Consider the following 16,470-nt stretch of genomic DNA (forward strand, 5'->3'; position numbering starts at 1 on the left):
ACAAACTCCTAGTGAATTGTCGGTTTTTCGGTATCGGTTTGCGGTTTAAAATGAGTATAAAATAACGCCGCGATGGTACGCACATATTCAATGATTTCTTCCAGTGCTTCCGCTAATTCTTCTTGATTATCATCTTCATCATAACCTAACTGACAAATATCATTTAAGTCATCTAATGCTTCACCGATTTCGCCTTTTTCTTTGTCCAATTTAGGTTGATTTAAGCCTAAACCCAGTAAGAAATGATTCGTCCATTCGCATAATGCGTCCGCTTGCACAAATACATTGTCATCTTCAGGCAACAATAATTCAAAATTAAAGCCATCAATATCCGATAAAGTGCGGTCAATATCTTGATAGATTTGGGTAATATCAGCAAGCAACGCGGTTGGATAGGCATGATTGTCGTTGGTCATTTGATACAACAATGTTTGCCAGCTTTGATCTCGCACACCGCCGCAAATTAAACCGGTTAAAAAGCCATGTAATTCTGCCGCAGTGAGTTCAATTTGCGCGCTTTTTAATTGTTGTTGAAGTGTTGAATATTCAGTCATTTACTCTTCCTTTCTGTTAAGTTATCCGCATTCTATCAGATTCTCTATGACGAAAATATTTCTCTGTGGCATAATAGCCAAAAATTTTTAGAATGGTAAAAGTTATGGCAATGATTGAGCTGAATTTTTTAGGGCAAATTGTGCGTTTAAATGTGCCTGAAGAACAACACGACAGTTTGCGTGAAGCGGCACGCATTTTGGATCAACGCGTCATGGAAATGAAAGATCGGATGCAAACGGTGCAAGTTGAACGCGCATTAAATATTGTGGCATTAAATCTCAGTTTTGAATTATTACAAGAAAGAAGCAAAATTACGGAAACGGAAAAAGTGTTACAGAATCAAATTCAGCAATTAAGTGCGTCTTTGGAAAAAATTATTGCATGTTCAACAAATCAGCAAACAACCTATGAAATTCAATAAAATTTGATAAAAATCATGTTTTGACACTGTTCAAATTCGCTAATTTCAGTTAGTATTTAACGCAAAGATTACCTGAGATGTTCGCCAAAGGGTTACGTCCCTGAGCCGATATTTACATACTTAGAGTTGGCTTCTCAGCTGTCGGTGTGCAGGCTTAGTTTAACTAAGAAGCCTAATGATAGTTATAGTTAACTCCCTTGAACCATCGGGTTCAAGGACCGACCACCCAAAACGGCATCTCGGGGCTCTTCCCTAACAATTTCCTATGAAAAAATCAATTTCTGAGCTACGCGCTCAACTCCGCAATCAAATTCGCCAAACTCGTTATCTTTTAACCGCACTTGAACAAGCTCAAGCGGAAAAAATTGTAACGCAAAAAGCCTTAGATCTCATTGCACAACGTCAAGCGCAAAATATTGCGATTTATTTATCCTTTGATGGTGAAATTTCCACTCAATTACTGATTGAACAACTGTGGGAAAAAGGAAAAAACGTCTATTTGCCCCTTCTGCATCCATTTTGTAAAGGACATTTGTTGTTTATTCATTACACACCGCAAACTCCATTAATCCCTAATAAATTTGGTATTCTTGAACCGCAGTTAAATGTTCAACACATTCTGCCGTTAGAAAAGTTAGATATTATTTTTACTCCTTTAGTTGCCTTTGATAAACAAGGTAATCGTCTCGGCATGGGGGGCGGGTTCTATGATCGCACTTTACAAGATTGGCGTTCAAAAAATTTCATTCCCGTTGGGCTGGCACATCAATGTCAACAAGTGGAAGCCTTACCTATTGAAAGTTGGGATATACCGCTATTTGATATTTTGGTGGGTTGATTGGATTTGGGGCATTTATTGCCCCATTTCATAATAAAATTTGAAGGGATTAAATAAACGATTTCGCCAATTCACGCGCTTGACCATCGACTTCAAGCACATCGTCAACGCAATCAATAGATTGCGGTTGTATCGCTTCAACGACTTTGCTATTCACTTTGGCAATATCCGTAAACTTAATCTGACCATTTAAGAAAGCATCTACCGCAATTTCGTTCGCCGCATTCATTGCCGTTGTCGCATACTGCCCTGCGGCAAAGGCATCCATGGCCAATTTAAGATTAGGGTAACGATTAAAATCCGGTTCTAAAAATGTCAGCCCATTTAACTTATAAAAATCCAAGGGTTCAACCCCGGCAAAAGTGCGGTTTGGATAAGCCATGGTTTCTGCAATTGGCGTGCGCATATCAGGATTGCCCATCTGTGCAATCACGGAACCATCCACATAACGCACCATAGAATGAATAATAGATTGCGGGTGAATAATCACTTCCATTTCATCTGCACTAGCATTAAACAACCAACGCGCTTCAATATATTCCAACCCTTTATTCATCATGGTTGCACTATCTACAGAGATTTTCTTACCCATTGACCAATTCGGATGTGCCACCGCCTGTGCCGGCGTAATACGGTCAAACTCACTTAAATCCGTATAGCGGAAAGGCCCGCCAGATCCCGTCAACACAATCTTCGAAATACCCAAATCCTTTAACGGACAAAAGCCGATTTTTTGTTGTGCTTCGGGCGGTAAAGACTGGAAAATCGCATTATGTTCACTATCCACCGGCAATAATTGTGCACCGTGATTTTTTACAGCATCAATAAAAAGCTGCCCACAAGTCACCAAACTTTCTTTATTTGCCAACAACACACGCTTGCCCGCTTTCACTGCGGAAAGGGTTGGCAACAAACCGGCCGCGCCCACAATTGCCGCCATCACCTGATCTGCCTGTTCGTGTGCCGCCAATTCACAAATGGCTTTTTGCCCGCTCAACACTTGAGTTTTGCTACCAAGTGCGGTCAATTTTTCCCGCAAATTTTTCGCCGCACTTTCATCATCTAAGGCGGCAAAGATAGGTTGAAACTTCATACATTGTTCAACCATCAATTCTACATTTCGTCCACCCACTAAAGCAAAGGCTTGATATTGTTCGGGATTATGTTCAATAACAGACAACGTACTTGTGCCAATTGAGCCTGTTGAACCCAGAATGACGAGATTTTGTTTTTTCATAGAAATTCCGTAGAATGAACGCTCATATAAAAAAACGCAGAAAAATCTGCGTTCTACATTGGTGGGGAATTGCCCCACCCCATAATTTAAATTAAAAATCCATCAACTCTTTTTCTTTATCCGCTAACACTTCATCCACTTTCTTGATAAAGGCGTCAGTAATTTTTTGGATTTCTTCTTCCGCTTTGTGTTGTTCGTTTTCGCTGATTTCTTTGTCTTTTAACAACGCTTTGATTTTATCATTTGCGTCACGGCGCACGTTACGAATGGCCACTTTGCCTTGCTCACCTTCGCCTTTCACCAATTTAATTAAATCTTTACGGCGTTCTTCTGTTAATGGTGGCAATGGTACACGGATTGTTGTGCCGGCTGAAGATGGGTTTAAACCGAGATCTGAGGTTAAAATTGCTTTTTCCACCGCACTAATTAATGAACGGTCAAACACGCTGACGGCTAATGTACGTGCATCTTCTGCCACTACGTTCGCTAATTGGCGTAATGGTGTTGCAGCACCGTAATATTCCACTTGAATCCCATCTAAAAGAGAGGGTTGCGCACGGCCTGTACGAATTTTTGAAATATGGCCTTTAAGTGCTTCAAGACTCTTTTCCATACGCTCTTGCGTATCTTTTTTGATTTCGTTGATCATTGTTTTTCCTTGTTATTGACTATTTTAAGGTTTTATCAAAATAATGAAGTAAATTAAGAAATAATGGTGCCTTCGGTTAAACCAGTCACCACTTCACGTAATGCACCCGGTTTACCCATATTAAATACACGAATCGGCATACCGTGGTCGCGCGCTAAAGTAAATGCCGCTAAGTCCATCACTTGTAATTCTTTTTCGATCACATCAGCATAGCTTAATGTATTAAATAATTTCGCATCCGGGTTTTTAGCAGGGTCGCAATCATATACGCCATCTACTTTGGTGGCTTTTAAAACCACATCTGCTTCAATTTCAATACCACGCAAACAAGCGGCTGAGTCTGTTGTAAAGAATGGGCTACCTGTACCGCCAGAGAAAATAACAACACGTTTTTCACGTAACATTTTAATGGCTTCTGACCAGTTGTAAGTATCGCAAATACCGTTTAATTGGAAGGCAGACATCAATTTCGCATTCACATCTGCACGGTGTAAAGCATCACGCATTGCCAAACCATTCATTACCGTTGCAAGCATCCCCATATGGTCACCCACAACGCGGTTCATGCCCGCTTTCGCTAATTTTGCACCGCGGAATAAATTACCACCACCTAAAACAACACCGACTTCCACGCCCATAGATAACAATTCCTTAATCTCAAGCGCCATTCTGTCCAGTATAGATGGATCGATACCAAACCCTTCAGCCCCTTGCAAGGCTTCGCCACTTAATTTTAAAAGAATACGGTTATAAATTGGTTTGCTCATTTTCTTGCTCCCACTAGGATTGAACACAAAATTCTCGCTATTATAAAGTAACTTCACATAACAACCAATAGAATACATCAGAAAAATTCGGTAAAATTGCACCGCACTTTCGGCAATAATAACAAAAGGAAAAATCGTGTTTGCCAAATTGATTAATAAGTTATTTTCTCATCCTACAGCCCAACAAGTCATCGCGACAATTTTATCGCTCATTTTAGTCATTTTTGCCGCTCGATTAATGATTATCGGCTCAGGTTTTGATGCACATCCCAGCCTTAAAGCCGTGTTATTGATGGCGGTTTTATTGATTATGTTAAGCGCATCGAAAAAAATATTTTGGTTTGTGGCATTTCCTTTTGTTTTACTGCACGCCCTTTATTCACCGGTGGGATTAACCTTTGGTGCACCGTCTTACCAATATGTTGCATCGATATTTGCTACGGATCTTCTTGAAAGCAAAGAATTTTTCTCGCAACTTCCATTGCTCAATTTCTTATATCCTATAGGGATTTTATTTTGCATTTGGCAATTCCGTTCGCTTACCCAAACATTTCACATTCATTTTTACAAAAATAAACTCTTTCTCGCGGTAGTGACTATTTTTCTGCTATGGAGCGCGGGCCCGTTAAAATTTATTACGGAAACCTACACGGCAACAATCAAAGTCAAAGATGAACTGGCTCGGCTAAATGGCATGTCCATTCAAAGCCAATGGGGAAATTCAACGATTTCGGGAGCAAAATATGATGATTATGTTTTGATCATCGGCGAAAGTGCACGAAAAGATTACCATCATGCTTATGGTTACCCTGTGGAAAATACCCCATTTATGTCAACGGCTAATGGCATATTAATTGACGGATTTACCGCTGGCGGCACCAATACCATAGCGTCTCTTAAGTTAATGTTAACCAAACCCGATACACAAACTTGGGAAGGCAATTATGCTTTAAATTTCATCGACTTAATCAAATCTGCGGGTCTAAAAACCATTTGGATTTCAAACCAAGGCTATTTAGGGCAATTTGATACGCCAATTTCAGCCATTGCGAACAAAAGCGATGAAAAAATCTTTTTAAAATCAGGGGATAGCTTAAATACCAATACCAGCGATTTTGACTTACTGCCCAAATTTGCCCAAGTTATCGAACAACCTGCGCAAGGCAAACGTTTTATCGTGCTGCATTTGTATGGTTCACATCCCATTACTTGCGATCGTCTCAGTGATTATGAAAAGCTCTATAGCGATTATGATATTGAGGAAAAATACTACAATGTCAATTGCTATGCTTCATCCATGAAAAAAACGGACGAAGTGCTCAAACGCGTTTATGAAGCGTTGGTCAAAAACAACGAAAAATCTCACCGCACTTTTTCGATGATCTATTTTTCTGACCACGGCTTAGCGCAACATGAAACGGAAACCAGTATCGAAATTCACAATAGCGCAGGTAAAAGTAAGCGTCATTTTGATATTCCGTTGTTTAAAATTTCCAGTGATGATCGCGAACGCCATGTTTATCGCGTGTTTAAATCAGGTTTAAACTTTACGGACGGGATTGCCAAATGGATCGGTATTCAAAATCCCAAACTCAATCCTGATGCGGATTTATTTAGCAACGAAGCCGACAAAGACGATTACGGCTTAAAAGCTCAAATTGAGAAGATCAATGCCCCCGATGATCCTGCCGTGGTGATTCCACGCAAAAACAAGGGGGAATAATGCATTTAGTGTTCTTACACGGTTTACTCGGCAGCCAAGAAGATTGGCAAAAAATCATCGAAAATTGCCCGCACTTTGATTGTATTGCCTTAGATTTACCCTACCACGGCACAGCAAAAAATAGGGCGGTAACCGATTTTGCAGAATGTGCTAATTATCTCGCGGAGCAAATCCAAAGTGCGGTGAAAAATGAGCCTTATTTTCTGATCGGCTACTCTCTGGGGGGACGAATTGCCTTGTATTATGCGTTGCAAGCACAATGTGAAAAGGGCAATCTGCAAGGCTTAATTGTCGAAGGGGCTAATCTCGGATTAAAGGATGACGCCGAGAAAGCCGTCCGTTGGCAAAATGATGAAAAATGGGCAGATCGATTTTGTTCAACCGCGCTCGAAAACCTATTAGAAGATTGGTATCAACAACCTGTTTTTGCCCATTTAAACGAACAGGAACGTGCGGCGTTAATTCAAAAACGCGTGGGGAATTGTGGTGAAAACATCGGAAAAATGCTGAGAGCCACATCCCTTGCCAAACAACCCTATTTGGGCGATAAAGTGCGGTCAAGTTTGTTGCCGATTTATTATTTCGTGGGCGAAAAAGATCAAAAATTTCGCCAAATGGCAGCGTTGGAAAAATTAAATACGCGCATTATTCCCAATGCAGGGCACAATGCCCATTTGGAAAATCCCAAGGGTTTTGTGGAAGCGTTGCAAGGAATTTTGGCATAGAGAAATCAATTCTACATTTATGCCCAAACTTCCGTTATAATTACCCCACTTTTTTAATCAGTTAACTTTTACTCAAATAGGAAACTCAAATGTTATATCCAAGTGAAGAATTTTTATACGCCCCGGTTGAATGGGTTGACCATAGCGAAGGCTACACGGATATTCGTTATCACAAATCAACAGACGGTATCGCGAAAATTACCATTAACCGTCCGGAAGTGCGCAACGCATTCCGTCCGCAAACGGTGAAAGAAATGATTCACGCCTTTGCTGATGCACGTTTTGATGAAAAAATTGGTGTGATCGTGTTAACCGGCGAAGGCGAATATGCGTTCTGCGCAGGCGGTGACCAAAAAATTCGCGGCGACTACGGTGGTTATAAAGACGACAGCGGCGTACACCACTTAAACGTTTTAGAATTCCAACGCGATATTCGCACCTGTCCAAAACCTGTAGTGGCAATGGTAGCAGGTTATGCAGTGGGCGGCGGTCACGTGTTACATATGATGTGTGACTTAACCATTGCCGCGGATAACGCGAAATTTGGTCAAACCGGCCCGAAAGTGGGTTCATTTGACGGCGGCTGGGGCGCAAGCTATATGGCGCGTATCGTAGGTCAGAAAAAAGCCCGTGAAATTTGGTTCTTATGCCGTATGTACGATGCACAAGAAGCCTTAAATATGGGCTTAGTCAATACTGTTGTGCCTTATGCTGACTTAGAAAAAGAAACCGTGCGTTGGTGTCGTGAAATGTTACAAAACAGCCCAATCGCATTACGTTGCTTAAAAGCAGCATTAAATGCGGACTGTGACGGTCAAGCCGGCTTGCAAGAACTGGCCGGTAACGCAACGATGTTGTTCTATATGACGGAAGAGGGGCAAGAAGGTCGCAACGCGTTCAACGAAAAACGCGAACCTGATTTCAGCAAATTCCGCCGTAATCCTTAATGTTATCCACAAAGTGCGGTTATTTTTGACCGCACTTTTCTCTTGAAAGGTGGTTATATGGTCGAACAAGATATTCGCTGGAAACAGCGGTTTCAAAACTATAAAAAGGCGTTAAGTTATTTAGTTAAAGATGTTAATTTTTGCCTAGAAAATGACATAGATATCGCAAAGCGTGCTGTGATTAAAGATTTTGAAATGACACATGAATTAGCGTGGAAGTTAATGAAAGATATCTTACTTGAAGCCGGTCACATCGATATTTTAGATTCTCGCATTGCGACTCGTATAGCCTTTAACCAAGGTTTAATTACTGATGGTGAAACTTGGGGTGAGATGATCAAAACTCGAAATATCACGGTGCACACTTATGATGATAGTATATTTAATACTGAATTCGATAAAATTGCCCACCAATATTTACCATTGCTTTTAATATTCCAACAACGAGTTGAAAACCTATGGCAGACTTTGGATTAAGCGAAAAATCAACTGCGTTAATTCACGAAATCTTAAAAAAATATCCTGAAGTTGAGCAAGCGATTATTTATGGTTCAAGAGCAAAGGGGAATTATCGAGAAGGTTCGGATATTGATTTAACGCTCAAAGGTGAGCGGCTCACAAGTTCAATCTTATCATCTATTTGGCTAGATTTAGATGAATCTTACTCGCCTTATCTTTTTGATTTATCTATTTATTCTCAACTTACAAACCCAGATTTCATTGCTCATATTGATCGTGTAGGCAAAATTTTTTACCAAAAGGAAAGCTCTTAATTATGCGTGAATATCATCTTTACCGTTATTCCATTCCCGTTGACAGCCAATTAATTTTGCGCAACCGTTTTTTAAAACGCCGCGAAGGTTTGTTGGTGCAAATTAAATGTAAGGACAATGAAGGCTGGGGCGAAATTGCGCCGTTGCCTGAATTTAGTGAAGAAACCCTAGACCAAGCGCAAGAACAGGCGATTCAGTGGTTGCAAGATTGGGATAAAGCGCGGTCAGAAAATCAAAAACTTTCTTTTGACGGTTTGTATCCTTCCGTTGCCTTTGGTTTAAGTTGTGCATTGGCTGAATTAAAAGGTGCATTGCAAGCAGACGGCAACTATCAAGTGGCACCGCTTTGCTACGGCGATCCTGACGAGCTTTATGAACCCTTGGATCAAATGCAAGGGGAAAAAGTGGCAAAAATTAAAGTAGGCATGTATGAAGCAAACCGCGATGGTTTAATTGCGGATATGTTGCTGGAAGCTATTCCTGATTTGCAGTTGCGTTTAGATGCCAACCGCAGTTGGACACCGGCAAAAGCGGCGATGTTTGCCAAATACGTGAAACCCGAACACCGCGCGCGTATTCAATTTTTGGAAGAACCTTGCAAAACACGTGATGAAAGTCGTCAATTTGCCCAAGAAACAGGGATTCATATTGCGTGGGACGAATCGGTACGTGAAGCGGATTTTGCCGTGAAAGCAGAGCCTTATGTAGCCGCCATTGTGATTAAACCAACATTAGTGGGTTCGCTGGAAAAATGTGTGAGTTTGATTGAACGGGCTCATCAACAAGGCTTAAAAGCGGTGATTAGTTCAAGTATTGAAAGTAGCTTTGGTTTAACCCAATTGGCGCGTATTGCCGCTCAATACACCCCCAACGTCACCCCCGGATTGGATACTTTGAATTTAATGGAACATCAGATTGTTCGCCAATGGCAAGGGTCTGAGTTACCTGTGATCGATTTAAATCACGAATTTATTACTCAAATTATTTAAATTTTAGAAAAACAAAATGCGGTCAAAACGACCGCACTTTTTTCATCAATACAGCTAACAATTAGCCCATACCGTATTTTTTCAATTTTTTGCGTAATGTACCGCGGTTTACGCCAAGCATTAATGCCGCACGAGTTTGGTTACCGCGTGTATATTGCATCACCATATCTAACATTGGATGTTCAACTTCTGCTAACACTAATTCATAAAGCTCTGTGACATCTTGACCATCTAATTGAGAAAGATAGTTGCGTAAAGCCTGTTTTACTGAGTCACGAAGTGGCTTATTGGTTACTTGAGATTGTGAATTTAGCACCGATACCGTTAACGCATCAGCTGCTGGAGTACGTTGTTGTTCAAACATTGTGGTTTCCATTACAAATTAAATTAAAAAAATCTTCCAAGGCAACAAGTTGCATTTTTGCTTCTGTAATGCTGTTGAAAGTTTGTCTAAAATCGGAATTAGGTTGAATTCCCTGTAAATACCAAGCTACATGCTTACGCGCAATGCGATAACCTTTTTCTGCACCATAAAATTGATGTAATTCTTCAATATGGCGCAAAATCACACCGCACTTTTCAGCTAAACTTGGCTCTAAAATGGTCGAGCCTTGTTCAATAAGACCCACCACAGATTGGAAAATCCATGGATTGCCTAATGCACCACGCCCGATCATAATCGCATCTGCACCTGTGTAATCAAGTACAAATCTGGCTTTTTCAGCCGAAATGATATCCCCATTCGCAATAACCGGAATAGAGACCGCTGCTTTCACAGCTTTGATATTGTCATATTCCGCATCGCCATTATATAGGCACGCTCTCGTACGTCCATGAATTGTCAGCGCCTGAATGCCGCTTTGTTCTGCAATTTTCGCAATTTCAAGGCAATTACGATTATCGCGATCCCAGCCCGTTCTAATTTTTAAAGTAACAGGGACATTAACAGCATTAACCACTGCATCAAGAATTTCAGCGACTAAATCAGGAAATTGCAGCAATGCAGAACCTGCAAGCTTTTTATTTACCTTTTTAGCGGGGCATCCCATATTGATGTCAATAATTTCAGCACCATAATCGACATTAACTTGTGCCGCCTGTGCCATTTCTTGCGGATCAGAGCCCGCAATTTGCACCGCATTGATACCGATATCTTGATGATGAGCCAAGCGTAATTTTGATTTTTCTGTATGCCACACTTGTGGGTTGGTTGACATCATTTCCGAAAACGTAAGCCCCGCGCCATAATGCGCACAAAGTTTACGAAACGGTTGATCTGTAATGCCAGCCATTGGTGCCAACAAAATGCGATTTTTGAGTTGATACTGACCAATTCGCACGCTTTGTTTACTCCAAGTTCATACAAAAAAATAAACCGAACAGTTCTAAAACCATTCGGCTATCGACACCGATAAGGGCGTGTATAATACGCATTTTTCGGCATTTTGAAAAGGGCAAAAAGTAAACAATTTTTACAAAAATTTACTTTTATCCCGTTGACATTTCTAAATTAAGCCAATTTGCCTGTAATTCGGCACCATTCTTCACGTTCCACCACAGGATCAAGCTCAAAGGTTTGCGCATAAGCATCACAAACAGATTGCGCTTGGGTGGCTAAAATACCTGATAATCCTAAATCACCTTGCGCTTTTGGAAGCTGGCTAATGACAGGATAAAGCTCTTTCAGTGGCCCTGCTAAAATATTAGCAACCACCACATCCGCTTTTAAATCCGCAGGTTTATCATCAGACAAAAAGAGCTGTAGGCGATCCGCTACGCCATTGGCTTCCGCATTATTACGGCTCGCCAAAATCGCTTGCGGATCGATGTCAATTCCCACCGCACTTTTTGCCCCCAGTTTTAACGCTGCAATGGCAAGAATGCCCGAGCCACAACCAAAATCAATTACAGTTTTGCCTTCTAAATCTAAACTGTCTAACCATTCTAAACATAAAGCAGTGGTTGGGTGGGTTCCTGTACCAAATGCCAATCCGGGGTCTAACATCACATTCACCGCATCAGGTTCAGGAATTTCGCGCCAAGTCGGGCAAATCCATAAGCGTTTGCCAAACTTCATTGGGTGGAAATTATCCATCCATTCACGTTCCCAATCTTTATCTTCAATTTGTTCGATTTTATAAGCAAAACCTTGTTCTAATAACTGACTTTCTTGAAGCGCGGTCAAAATCGGGTTCATATCTGTTTCCGCATCAAATAGCGCGATGACATCCGTATTGCCCCACAGGCGCGTTTCCCCCGGCAATGGTTCAAAAATCGGCGTATCTTGGCTATCCATAAATGTCACTGACACCGAGCCAAGTTCTTCTAAAAAATCGCTGATTGTTTCAGCGCGTTCATTTGTGCTGTTTAGGCGAATTTGGATCCAAGCCATTTTGTTTCCTTTTTTGTTTCGTTATCTTTTCTCTATGGTGATATTTTCTCTATGAGAACCAAATTTTATCATAGATTCTCTTTCGCTTCGCCGAATTTGTTGCCGATGAGAAAAGCAATAAGCCCCCAAACTAATGACGGAACAATTTCGTGAAATTGGCTAAATAATTTGATGCTTTGAATGGCATATTGTAGCGGTTCAACCAAAGTCGTTAAATCTACCGATTTCATTTGCGTTAAGAAAATATAAATTCCCAACCCCACAACCATAGAACTGATCGCGCCATAAGCATTCGCTTTATCCCAATAAATGCCCAAAATGATCACCCATAAAAATGCTGCTTCTAAGCCACCAAAAGCAAATAAATTCAGCCAAATAATCATATCAGGTGGGTTAAGTGCGGCGAAAATTAAAAGCACCGTGATAGTTAACGTAATAATGGAAGATAACCAACTAATGCGCTTTTGATTATTCGCGGCTTCGGGTTTCGCGGATAAATAAAGATCTTTAACGAAAATAGCCGATGATTGGATCAGTTGTGCGTCAATCGTGGACATAATAGCGGACATAGGCGCGGCTAAAAAAATCCCTGCCACTAGTGGCGGTAAAACCTGCAACATTAAGCTCGGAATAACTTGGTCGGGAATGGTTAAATTAGGTACAACAGCGCGTCCCAATGCCCCGGCCAAATGCATTCCCAGCATAATGATGCTCAAAATTGCCGTTCCAATGAGCATACCACGATGCAAGGCGCGGCTGTCTTTGAATGCCATACAACGCACTGCGGTATGGGGCAGTCCTACCACACCAAAACACACTAACACCCAAAAGGATGCCATAAATTGGAAGCTTAACATTTCATTCGGGCCGTAAGGACTGACTAAGTGCGGATCAATTTCGGTGAGTTTTGTCACCGCACTTTCAACACCACCCGCCGCATAAATCACCCCGATTAACAGGACGATTGTCCCTAAAATCATCACTGTTCCTTGGATAGTATCCGTTAACACAACGGCACGGAAGCCGCCGATAAAGGTGTAAAGCCCAACGGTTAAGGCAAAAATTAATAAGGCTTGAGTATAGGAAATCCCAATGGTGGTTTCCAGTAAACGTGCGCCGCCAATAAATTGGGTCATCATTGCCGCAAAAAACGCCATTAATAAGGCAAAACCGGCAATCCAAACGAGATATTTATTTTTATAGCGATAAAGCAATAAATCATTGAGTGTTAAGGCATTGGTTTCACGAGACAACAGAGCGAATTTTTTCCCTAACGCGCCCAAAGCTAACCACACCGCCGGCACTTGGATCATGGCAAGCAGTACCCAACCTAAACCATATTTATAGGCTGCCCCGGGGCCACCGATAAAGGAACTGGCACTGGCATAGGTCGATGCGGTCGTCATTGCTAACACAAAGCCTGTCATCGAGCGATTGCCCACATAATATTCTGTTAAAAAATCCCCTTTTGAACGTTTGACATAGGCATACAATGCCGCGCCAAACACAAAGACAAGGTAAATGACTAACGGAAGAATAATGCCTAAATTCATTGTCTCGTCTCCTTGGTATTTTGCGTTAAAGTGCGGTGTTTTTCCGGGGAATTTTCGATATCTAAATCAATGTCTTGGTAAAAAATTTGAATCACCCAATAAGCAACCACTAAAAATAGCACCGGCAAATAAATACAGGCTAATTCAAACCACAATGGAAATCCCAAAGGGCCCGCACTATTGTCCGGTAAATAAGCGCAAGCTATCCAGCCAAATAGATATAACACAGTTAATCCCAACGCCCATTTGGCTTCAAGGGCGGCTTGTTTATAACGTTGTTTGAGAGTCATTCTTTTATCCTTTCAATATGATGACTAGCGAAAAAGAGCATACAAAAAATGGAGCCTAAGCTCCATTTTATTTACATTATGCCAGACCCAATTTCTTCTCAAGGTAGTGAATATTCGTGCCACCTTTTTGGAAATTTTCATCTTCTAAAATCAGATTATGCAACGGAATATTGGTTTTAATTCCGTTAATAATGGTTTCTGACAATGCGTTTTGCATACGGCGAATCGCGCTTTCGCGGGTGTCACCATAAGAAATCAATTTCGCAATCATTGAATCATAATGTGGTGGCACGGTATAACCGCCATACACGTGGGAATCCCAACGAATACCTAAACCACCCGGTGCATGCAAGTGTGCAATTTTACCCGGTGATGGTAAGAATGTTTTTGGATCTTCCGCATTAATACGACATTCAATCGCATGGCCTTTCACTTTAATATCTTCTTGTTTGAACGATAATGGAAGCCCTGCTGCAACACGCAATTGTTCTTTAACTAAGTCAATGCCCGTAATCATCTCAGTAACAGGGTGTTCAACTTGAATACGCGTATTCATTTCAATGAAATAGAATTCACCGTTTTCGTATAAGAACTCAAATGTCCCTGCGCCACGATAGCCGATTTCTACGCAAGCTTTCGCACAACGGGAACCGATGTCACGGCGCACTTCTTCTGAAATACCCGGTGCCGGTGCTTCTTCTACCACTTTTTGGTGACGGCGTTGCATTGAACAATCACGTTCAGCCAAATACACCGCATTACCGTGAGTATCTGCAATCACTTGAATTTCCACGTGACGTGGGTTTTCCAAGTATTTTTCCATATAAACCATATCGTTATTAAATGCGGCTTTCGCTTCCGCTTTCGTCATCGCGATAGATTCTTCTAAGCTTTCAACATTACGCACAACGCGCATACCGCGACCACCGCCGCCACCTGAAGCTTTAATAATCACAGGGAAACCGATACGTTTTGCGATTTCTTTATTTTTCACCATATCTGAACCCAATGGACCATCAGAACCCGGTACACAAGGTACACCCGCTTTTTTCATTGCGTTAATCGCCGAAACTTTATCGCCCATTAAACGAATAACGTCTGCTGTTGGACCAATGAAAGTAAAGCCGGAACGCTCTACTTGTTCAGCAAAATCTGCATTTTCTGACAAGAAACCATAACCGGGGTGAATCGCATCTGCCCCTGTTACTTCTGCTGCTGCAATAATTGCCGGAACATTTAAATAACTTTTGACAGATGGTGCAGGACCGATACATACGGTTTCATCTGCTAATAACACGTGTTTTAAATCACGATCTGCTGTTGAGTGAACGGCGACTGTTTTAATGCCTAATTCTTTACAAGCGCGCAAAATACGCAACGCGATTTCACCGCGGTTGGCAATAACCACTTTTTCTAACATAAGATTATTCCAATTAGAAATTGATAGGATAAAAATAGTGGGCAAATCTGCCCACCTACGAATTTGCTAATTATTCAATAACGATTAATGGTTCGTCAAATTCTACTGCTTCGCCATCGTTGATTAAAATTGCTTTCACCACACCCGCTTTATCTGCTTCGATACGGTTCATCATTTTCATTGCTTCAACGATACATAAAGCATCACCCACTTTAACCGCTTGACCCACTTCAACAAATGCTTTCGCTTCAGGGCTTGGGCTACGATAGAACGTTCCCACCATTGGCGAACGGATAACGTGGCCGGCTAAATCATCTGATGCCGATGCCGCTGGTGCTGAGGCGACAGCCGGTGCAGCTTGAGCAACAGGTGCCGGAGCTGCAACCGGTGCAGCAGCCGGAATCGTATATTGTACTGAGCTTGGTGCCGCTGTGCCGCGGCTAATACGTACTGATTCTTCGCCTTCTGAAATTTCAAGCTCCATAATGCCTGATTCTTCAACTAATTCGATTAATTTTTTAATTTTACGAATGTCCATTGCCATTGTTGTATTTCCTAAATGATGAAAAAACGAACCGCGCTTTTGTATGCTTGATTTTATCAATCAAAAGCACGGCAAAATAAATTCTTTTTTTGTGAACGCAAGATTACCCGAAAATATGAATTTTTGCGACAACTTTCTACTATTTTCGGTGAAAATTCTAAAAAAATTATGCTTTTTTAGCTAAATACTCCAGTGCAAATTGAAAAGCACAGTCATAACCTTTAGCCCCCAAACCACAAATCACCCCTTCAGCCACATCAGAAAAATAAGAATGATGGCGAAATGGCTCGCGTTTATGGATATTAGATAAATGCACTTCCACAAACGGGATATCCACCGCTAATAAGGCATCACGTAACGCAACGCTGGTGTGCGTATAAGCCGCCGGATTAATAATAATAAAATCCACCTTTTGAAAACTTTCATGAATTTTATTGATCAGTTTTTCTTCGCTATTCGCTTGAAAACAATCCAAATTTACACCGTACTTTTCCGCCTGTGCTTGCATATTGGCTTCAATTGTCGCCAATGATAAAGAACCATAATACTTCGGTTCTCGCGCCCCTAACATATTCAAATTCGGGCCATTTAACAGCAAAATTCGTGGAGATTGCATAATTTATCCTTAATTTTTAGGGAGATGTAGT

Annotated in this window: 20 protein-coding genes and 1 other RNA gene; 9 read left to right on the forward strand and 12 right to left on the reverse strand. The window is 41.3% G+C overall.

Features of this window, described 5'->3' with window-relative positions; all coding sequences use genetic code 11:
- Window positions 1–8: 8 nt before the first annotated feature.
- Entirely contained in the window at window positions 9–554 is a 546-nt protein-coding gene (locus E7T07_RS02485) for a YecA/YgfB family protein (protein ID WP_135709337.1), read from the reverse strand.
- A gap of 104 nt (window positions 555–658) precedes the next feature.
- Between E7T07_RS02485 and E7T07_RS02490 the strand changes: the two genes are divergently transcribed.
- From E7T07_RS02490 to E7T07_RS02500, 3 genes are all read left to right on the forward strand, one after another.
- On the forward strand, window positions 659–976 hold the full coding sequence (locus E7T07_RS02490) for a cell division protein ZapA (protein ID WP_135709338.1): 318 nt from the start codon (window positions 659–661) through the stop codon (window positions 974–976).
- A 66-nt stretch (window positions 977–1,042) separates the two neighbouring features.
- Window positions 1,043–1,226, forward strand: a non-coding RNA gene (ssrS, locus tag E7T07_RS02495) — 6S RNA.
- 15 nt (window positions 1,227–1,241) lie between these two features.
- Window positions 1,242–1,814, forward strand: coding sequence for a 5-formyltetrahydrofolate cyclo-ligase (locus E7T07_RS02500; protein WP_135709339.1), 573 nt, complete (start codon window positions 1,242–1,244; stop codon window positions 1,812–1,814).
- Between the two features lie 49 nt (window positions 1,815–1,863).
- Here E7T07_RS02500 and ispC read toward each other — a convergent pair whose 3' ends face one another.
- From ispC to pyrH, 3 genes are all read right to left on the reverse strand, one after another.
- Complete coding sequence (ispC, locus tag E7T07_RS02505) at window positions 1,864–3,051, reverse strand: 1-deoxy-D-xylulose-5-phosphate reductoisomerase (protein ID WP_135709340.1); 1,188 nt, start codon at window positions 3,049–3,051, stop codon at window positions 1,864–1,866.
- A gap of 91 nt (window positions 3,052–3,142) precedes the next feature.
- Complete coding sequence (gene frr, locus E7T07_RS02510; protein ID WP_135709341.1) at window positions 3,143–3,700, reverse strand: ribosome recycling factor; 558 nt, start codon at window positions 3,698–3,700, stop codon at window positions 3,143–3,145.
- A gap of 53 nt (window positions 3,701–3,753) precedes the next feature.
- Window positions 3,754–4,467 (reverse strand): UMP kinase, encoded by a 714-nt coding sequence (gene pyrH, locus E7T07_RS02515; protein WP_135709342.1) that lies wholly within the window; start codon window positions 4,465–4,467, stop codon window positions 3,754–3,756.
- Window positions 4,468–4,603: 136 nt separating this feature from the next.
- Between pyrH and E7T07_RS02520 the strand changes: the two genes are divergently transcribed.
- From E7T07_RS02520 to menC, 6 genes are all read left to right on the forward strand, one after another.
- On the forward strand, window positions 4,604–6,190 hold the full coding sequence (locus E7T07_RS02520) for a phosphoethanolamine transferase (RefSeq protein ID WP_246046088.1): 1,587 nt from the start codon (window positions 4,604–4,606) through the stop codon (window positions 6,188–6,190).
- The gene (gene menH, locus E7T07_RS02525; RefSeq protein WP_246046095.1) at window positions 6,190–6,915 is read left to right on the forward strand and encodes a 2-succinyl-6-hydroxy-2,4-cyclohexadiene-1-carboxylate synthase; all 726 of its coding nucleotides are present in this window, start codon (window positions 6,190–6,192) and stop codon (window positions 6,913–6,915) included. The genes E7T07_RS02520 and menH overlap by 1 nt, the downstream gene beginning before the upstream one ends.
- An 89-nt stretch (window positions 6,916–7,004) precedes the next feature.
- Complete coding sequence (gene menB, locus E7T07_RS02530) at window positions 7,005–7,862, forward strand: 1,4-dihydroxy-2-naphthoyl-CoA synthase (RefSeq protein WP_135709344.1); 858 nt, start codon at window positions 7,005–7,007, stop codon at window positions 7,860–7,862.
- A 57-nt stretch (window positions 7,863–7,919) separates the two neighbouring features.
- A complete protein-coding gene (locus tag E7T07_RS02535) occupies window positions 7,920–8,339 on the forward strand; it encodes an HI0074 family nucleotidyltransferase substrate-binding subunit (RefSeq protein WP_135709345.1) in 420 nt (139 codons plus the stop codon).
- The gene (locus tag E7T07_RS02540; RefSeq protein WP_135709346.1) at window positions 8,321–8,635 is read left to right on the forward strand and encodes a nucleotidyltransferase domain-containing protein; all 315 of its coding nucleotides are present in this window, start codon (window positions 8,321–8,323) and stop codon (window positions 8,633–8,635) included. The genes E7T07_RS02535 and E7T07_RS02540 overlap by 19 nt, the downstream gene beginning before the upstream one ends.
- A 2-nt stretch (window positions 8,636–8,637) precedes the next feature.
- On the forward strand, window positions 8,638–9,624 hold the full coding sequence (gene menC, locus E7T07_RS02545) for an o-succinylbenzoate synthase (RefSeq protein WP_135709347.1): 987 nt from the start codon (window positions 8,638–8,640) through the stop codon (window positions 9,622–9,624).
- 61 nt (window positions 9,625–9,685) lie between these two features.
- Here the strand turns inward: menC and fis are convergent, their stop codons facing one another.
- From fis to aroQ, 8 genes are all read right to left on the reverse strand, one after another.
- Window positions 9,686–9,988: a DNA-binding transcriptional regulator Fis gene (gene fis, locus E7T07_RS02550; protein WP_135709348.1), complete on the reverse strand. Its 303-nt coding sequence runs from the start codon at window positions 9,986–9,988 to the stop codon at window positions 9,686–9,688.
- Window positions 9,981–10,964, reverse strand: a complete 984-nt coding sequence (dusB, locus tag E7T07_RS02555; protein WP_135709349.1) for a tRNA dihydrouridine synthase DusB — start codon at window positions 10,962–10,964, stop codon at window positions 9,981–9,983. Before dusB ends, fis begins: the two co-directional genes overlap by 8 nt.
- Before the next feature lie 170 nt (window positions 10,965–11,134).
- Window positions 11,135–12,016 (reverse strand): 50S ribosomal protein L11 methyltransferase, encoded by an 882-nt coding sequence (gene prmA, locus E7T07_RS02560; RefSeq protein WP_135709350.1) that lies wholly within the window; start codon window positions 12,014–12,016, stop codon window positions 11,135–11,137.
- A gap of 68 nt (window positions 12,017–12,084) precedes the next feature.
- Entirely contained in the window at window positions 12,085–13,569 is a 1,485-nt protein-coding gene (gene panF / locus E7T07_RS02565) for a sodium/pantothenate symporter (RefSeq protein ID WP_135709351.1), read from the reverse strand.
- Window positions 13,566–13,859 (reverse strand): YhdT family protein, encoded by a 294-nt coding sequence (locus tag E7T07_RS02570; RefSeq protein ID WP_135709352.1) that lies wholly within the window; start codon window positions 13,857–13,859, stop codon window positions 13,566–13,568. Before E7T07_RS02570 ends, panF begins: the two co-directional genes overlap by 4 nt.
- Before the next feature lie 76 nt (window positions 13,860–13,935).
- Entirely contained in the window at window positions 13,936–15,279 is a 1,344-nt protein-coding gene (gene accC, locus E7T07_RS02575; protein ID WP_135709353.1) for an acetyl-CoA carboxylase biotin carboxylase subunit, read from the reverse strand.
- A gap of 70 nt (window positions 15,280–15,349) precedes the next feature.
- Window positions 15,350–15,817 carry an acetyl-CoA carboxylase biotin carboxyl carrier protein gene (gene accB, locus E7T07_RS02580; protein WP_135709406.1) on the reverse strand — a complete coding sequence of 156 codons (468 nt, stop codon included), beginning with the start codon at window positions 15,815–15,817 and terminating at the stop codon, window positions 15,350–15,352.
- A gap of 172 nt (window positions 15,818–15,989) precedes the next feature.
- The gene (aroQ, locus tag E7T07_RS02585) at window positions 15,990–16,442 is read right to left on the reverse strand and encodes a type II 3-dehydroquinate dehydratase (protein ID WP_135709354.1); all 453 of its coding nucleotides are present in this window, start codon (window positions 16,440–16,442) and stop codon (window positions 15,990–15,992) included.
- Window positions 16,443–16,470: the final 28 nt, after the last annotated feature.

Source organism: Actinobacillus porcinus (genome assembly GCF_901764995.1).
In the GTDB taxonomy this organism is placed as follows: domain Bacteria; phylum Pseudomonadota; class Gammaproteobacteria; order Enterobacterales; family Pasteurellaceae; genus Exercitatus; species Exercitatus porcinus.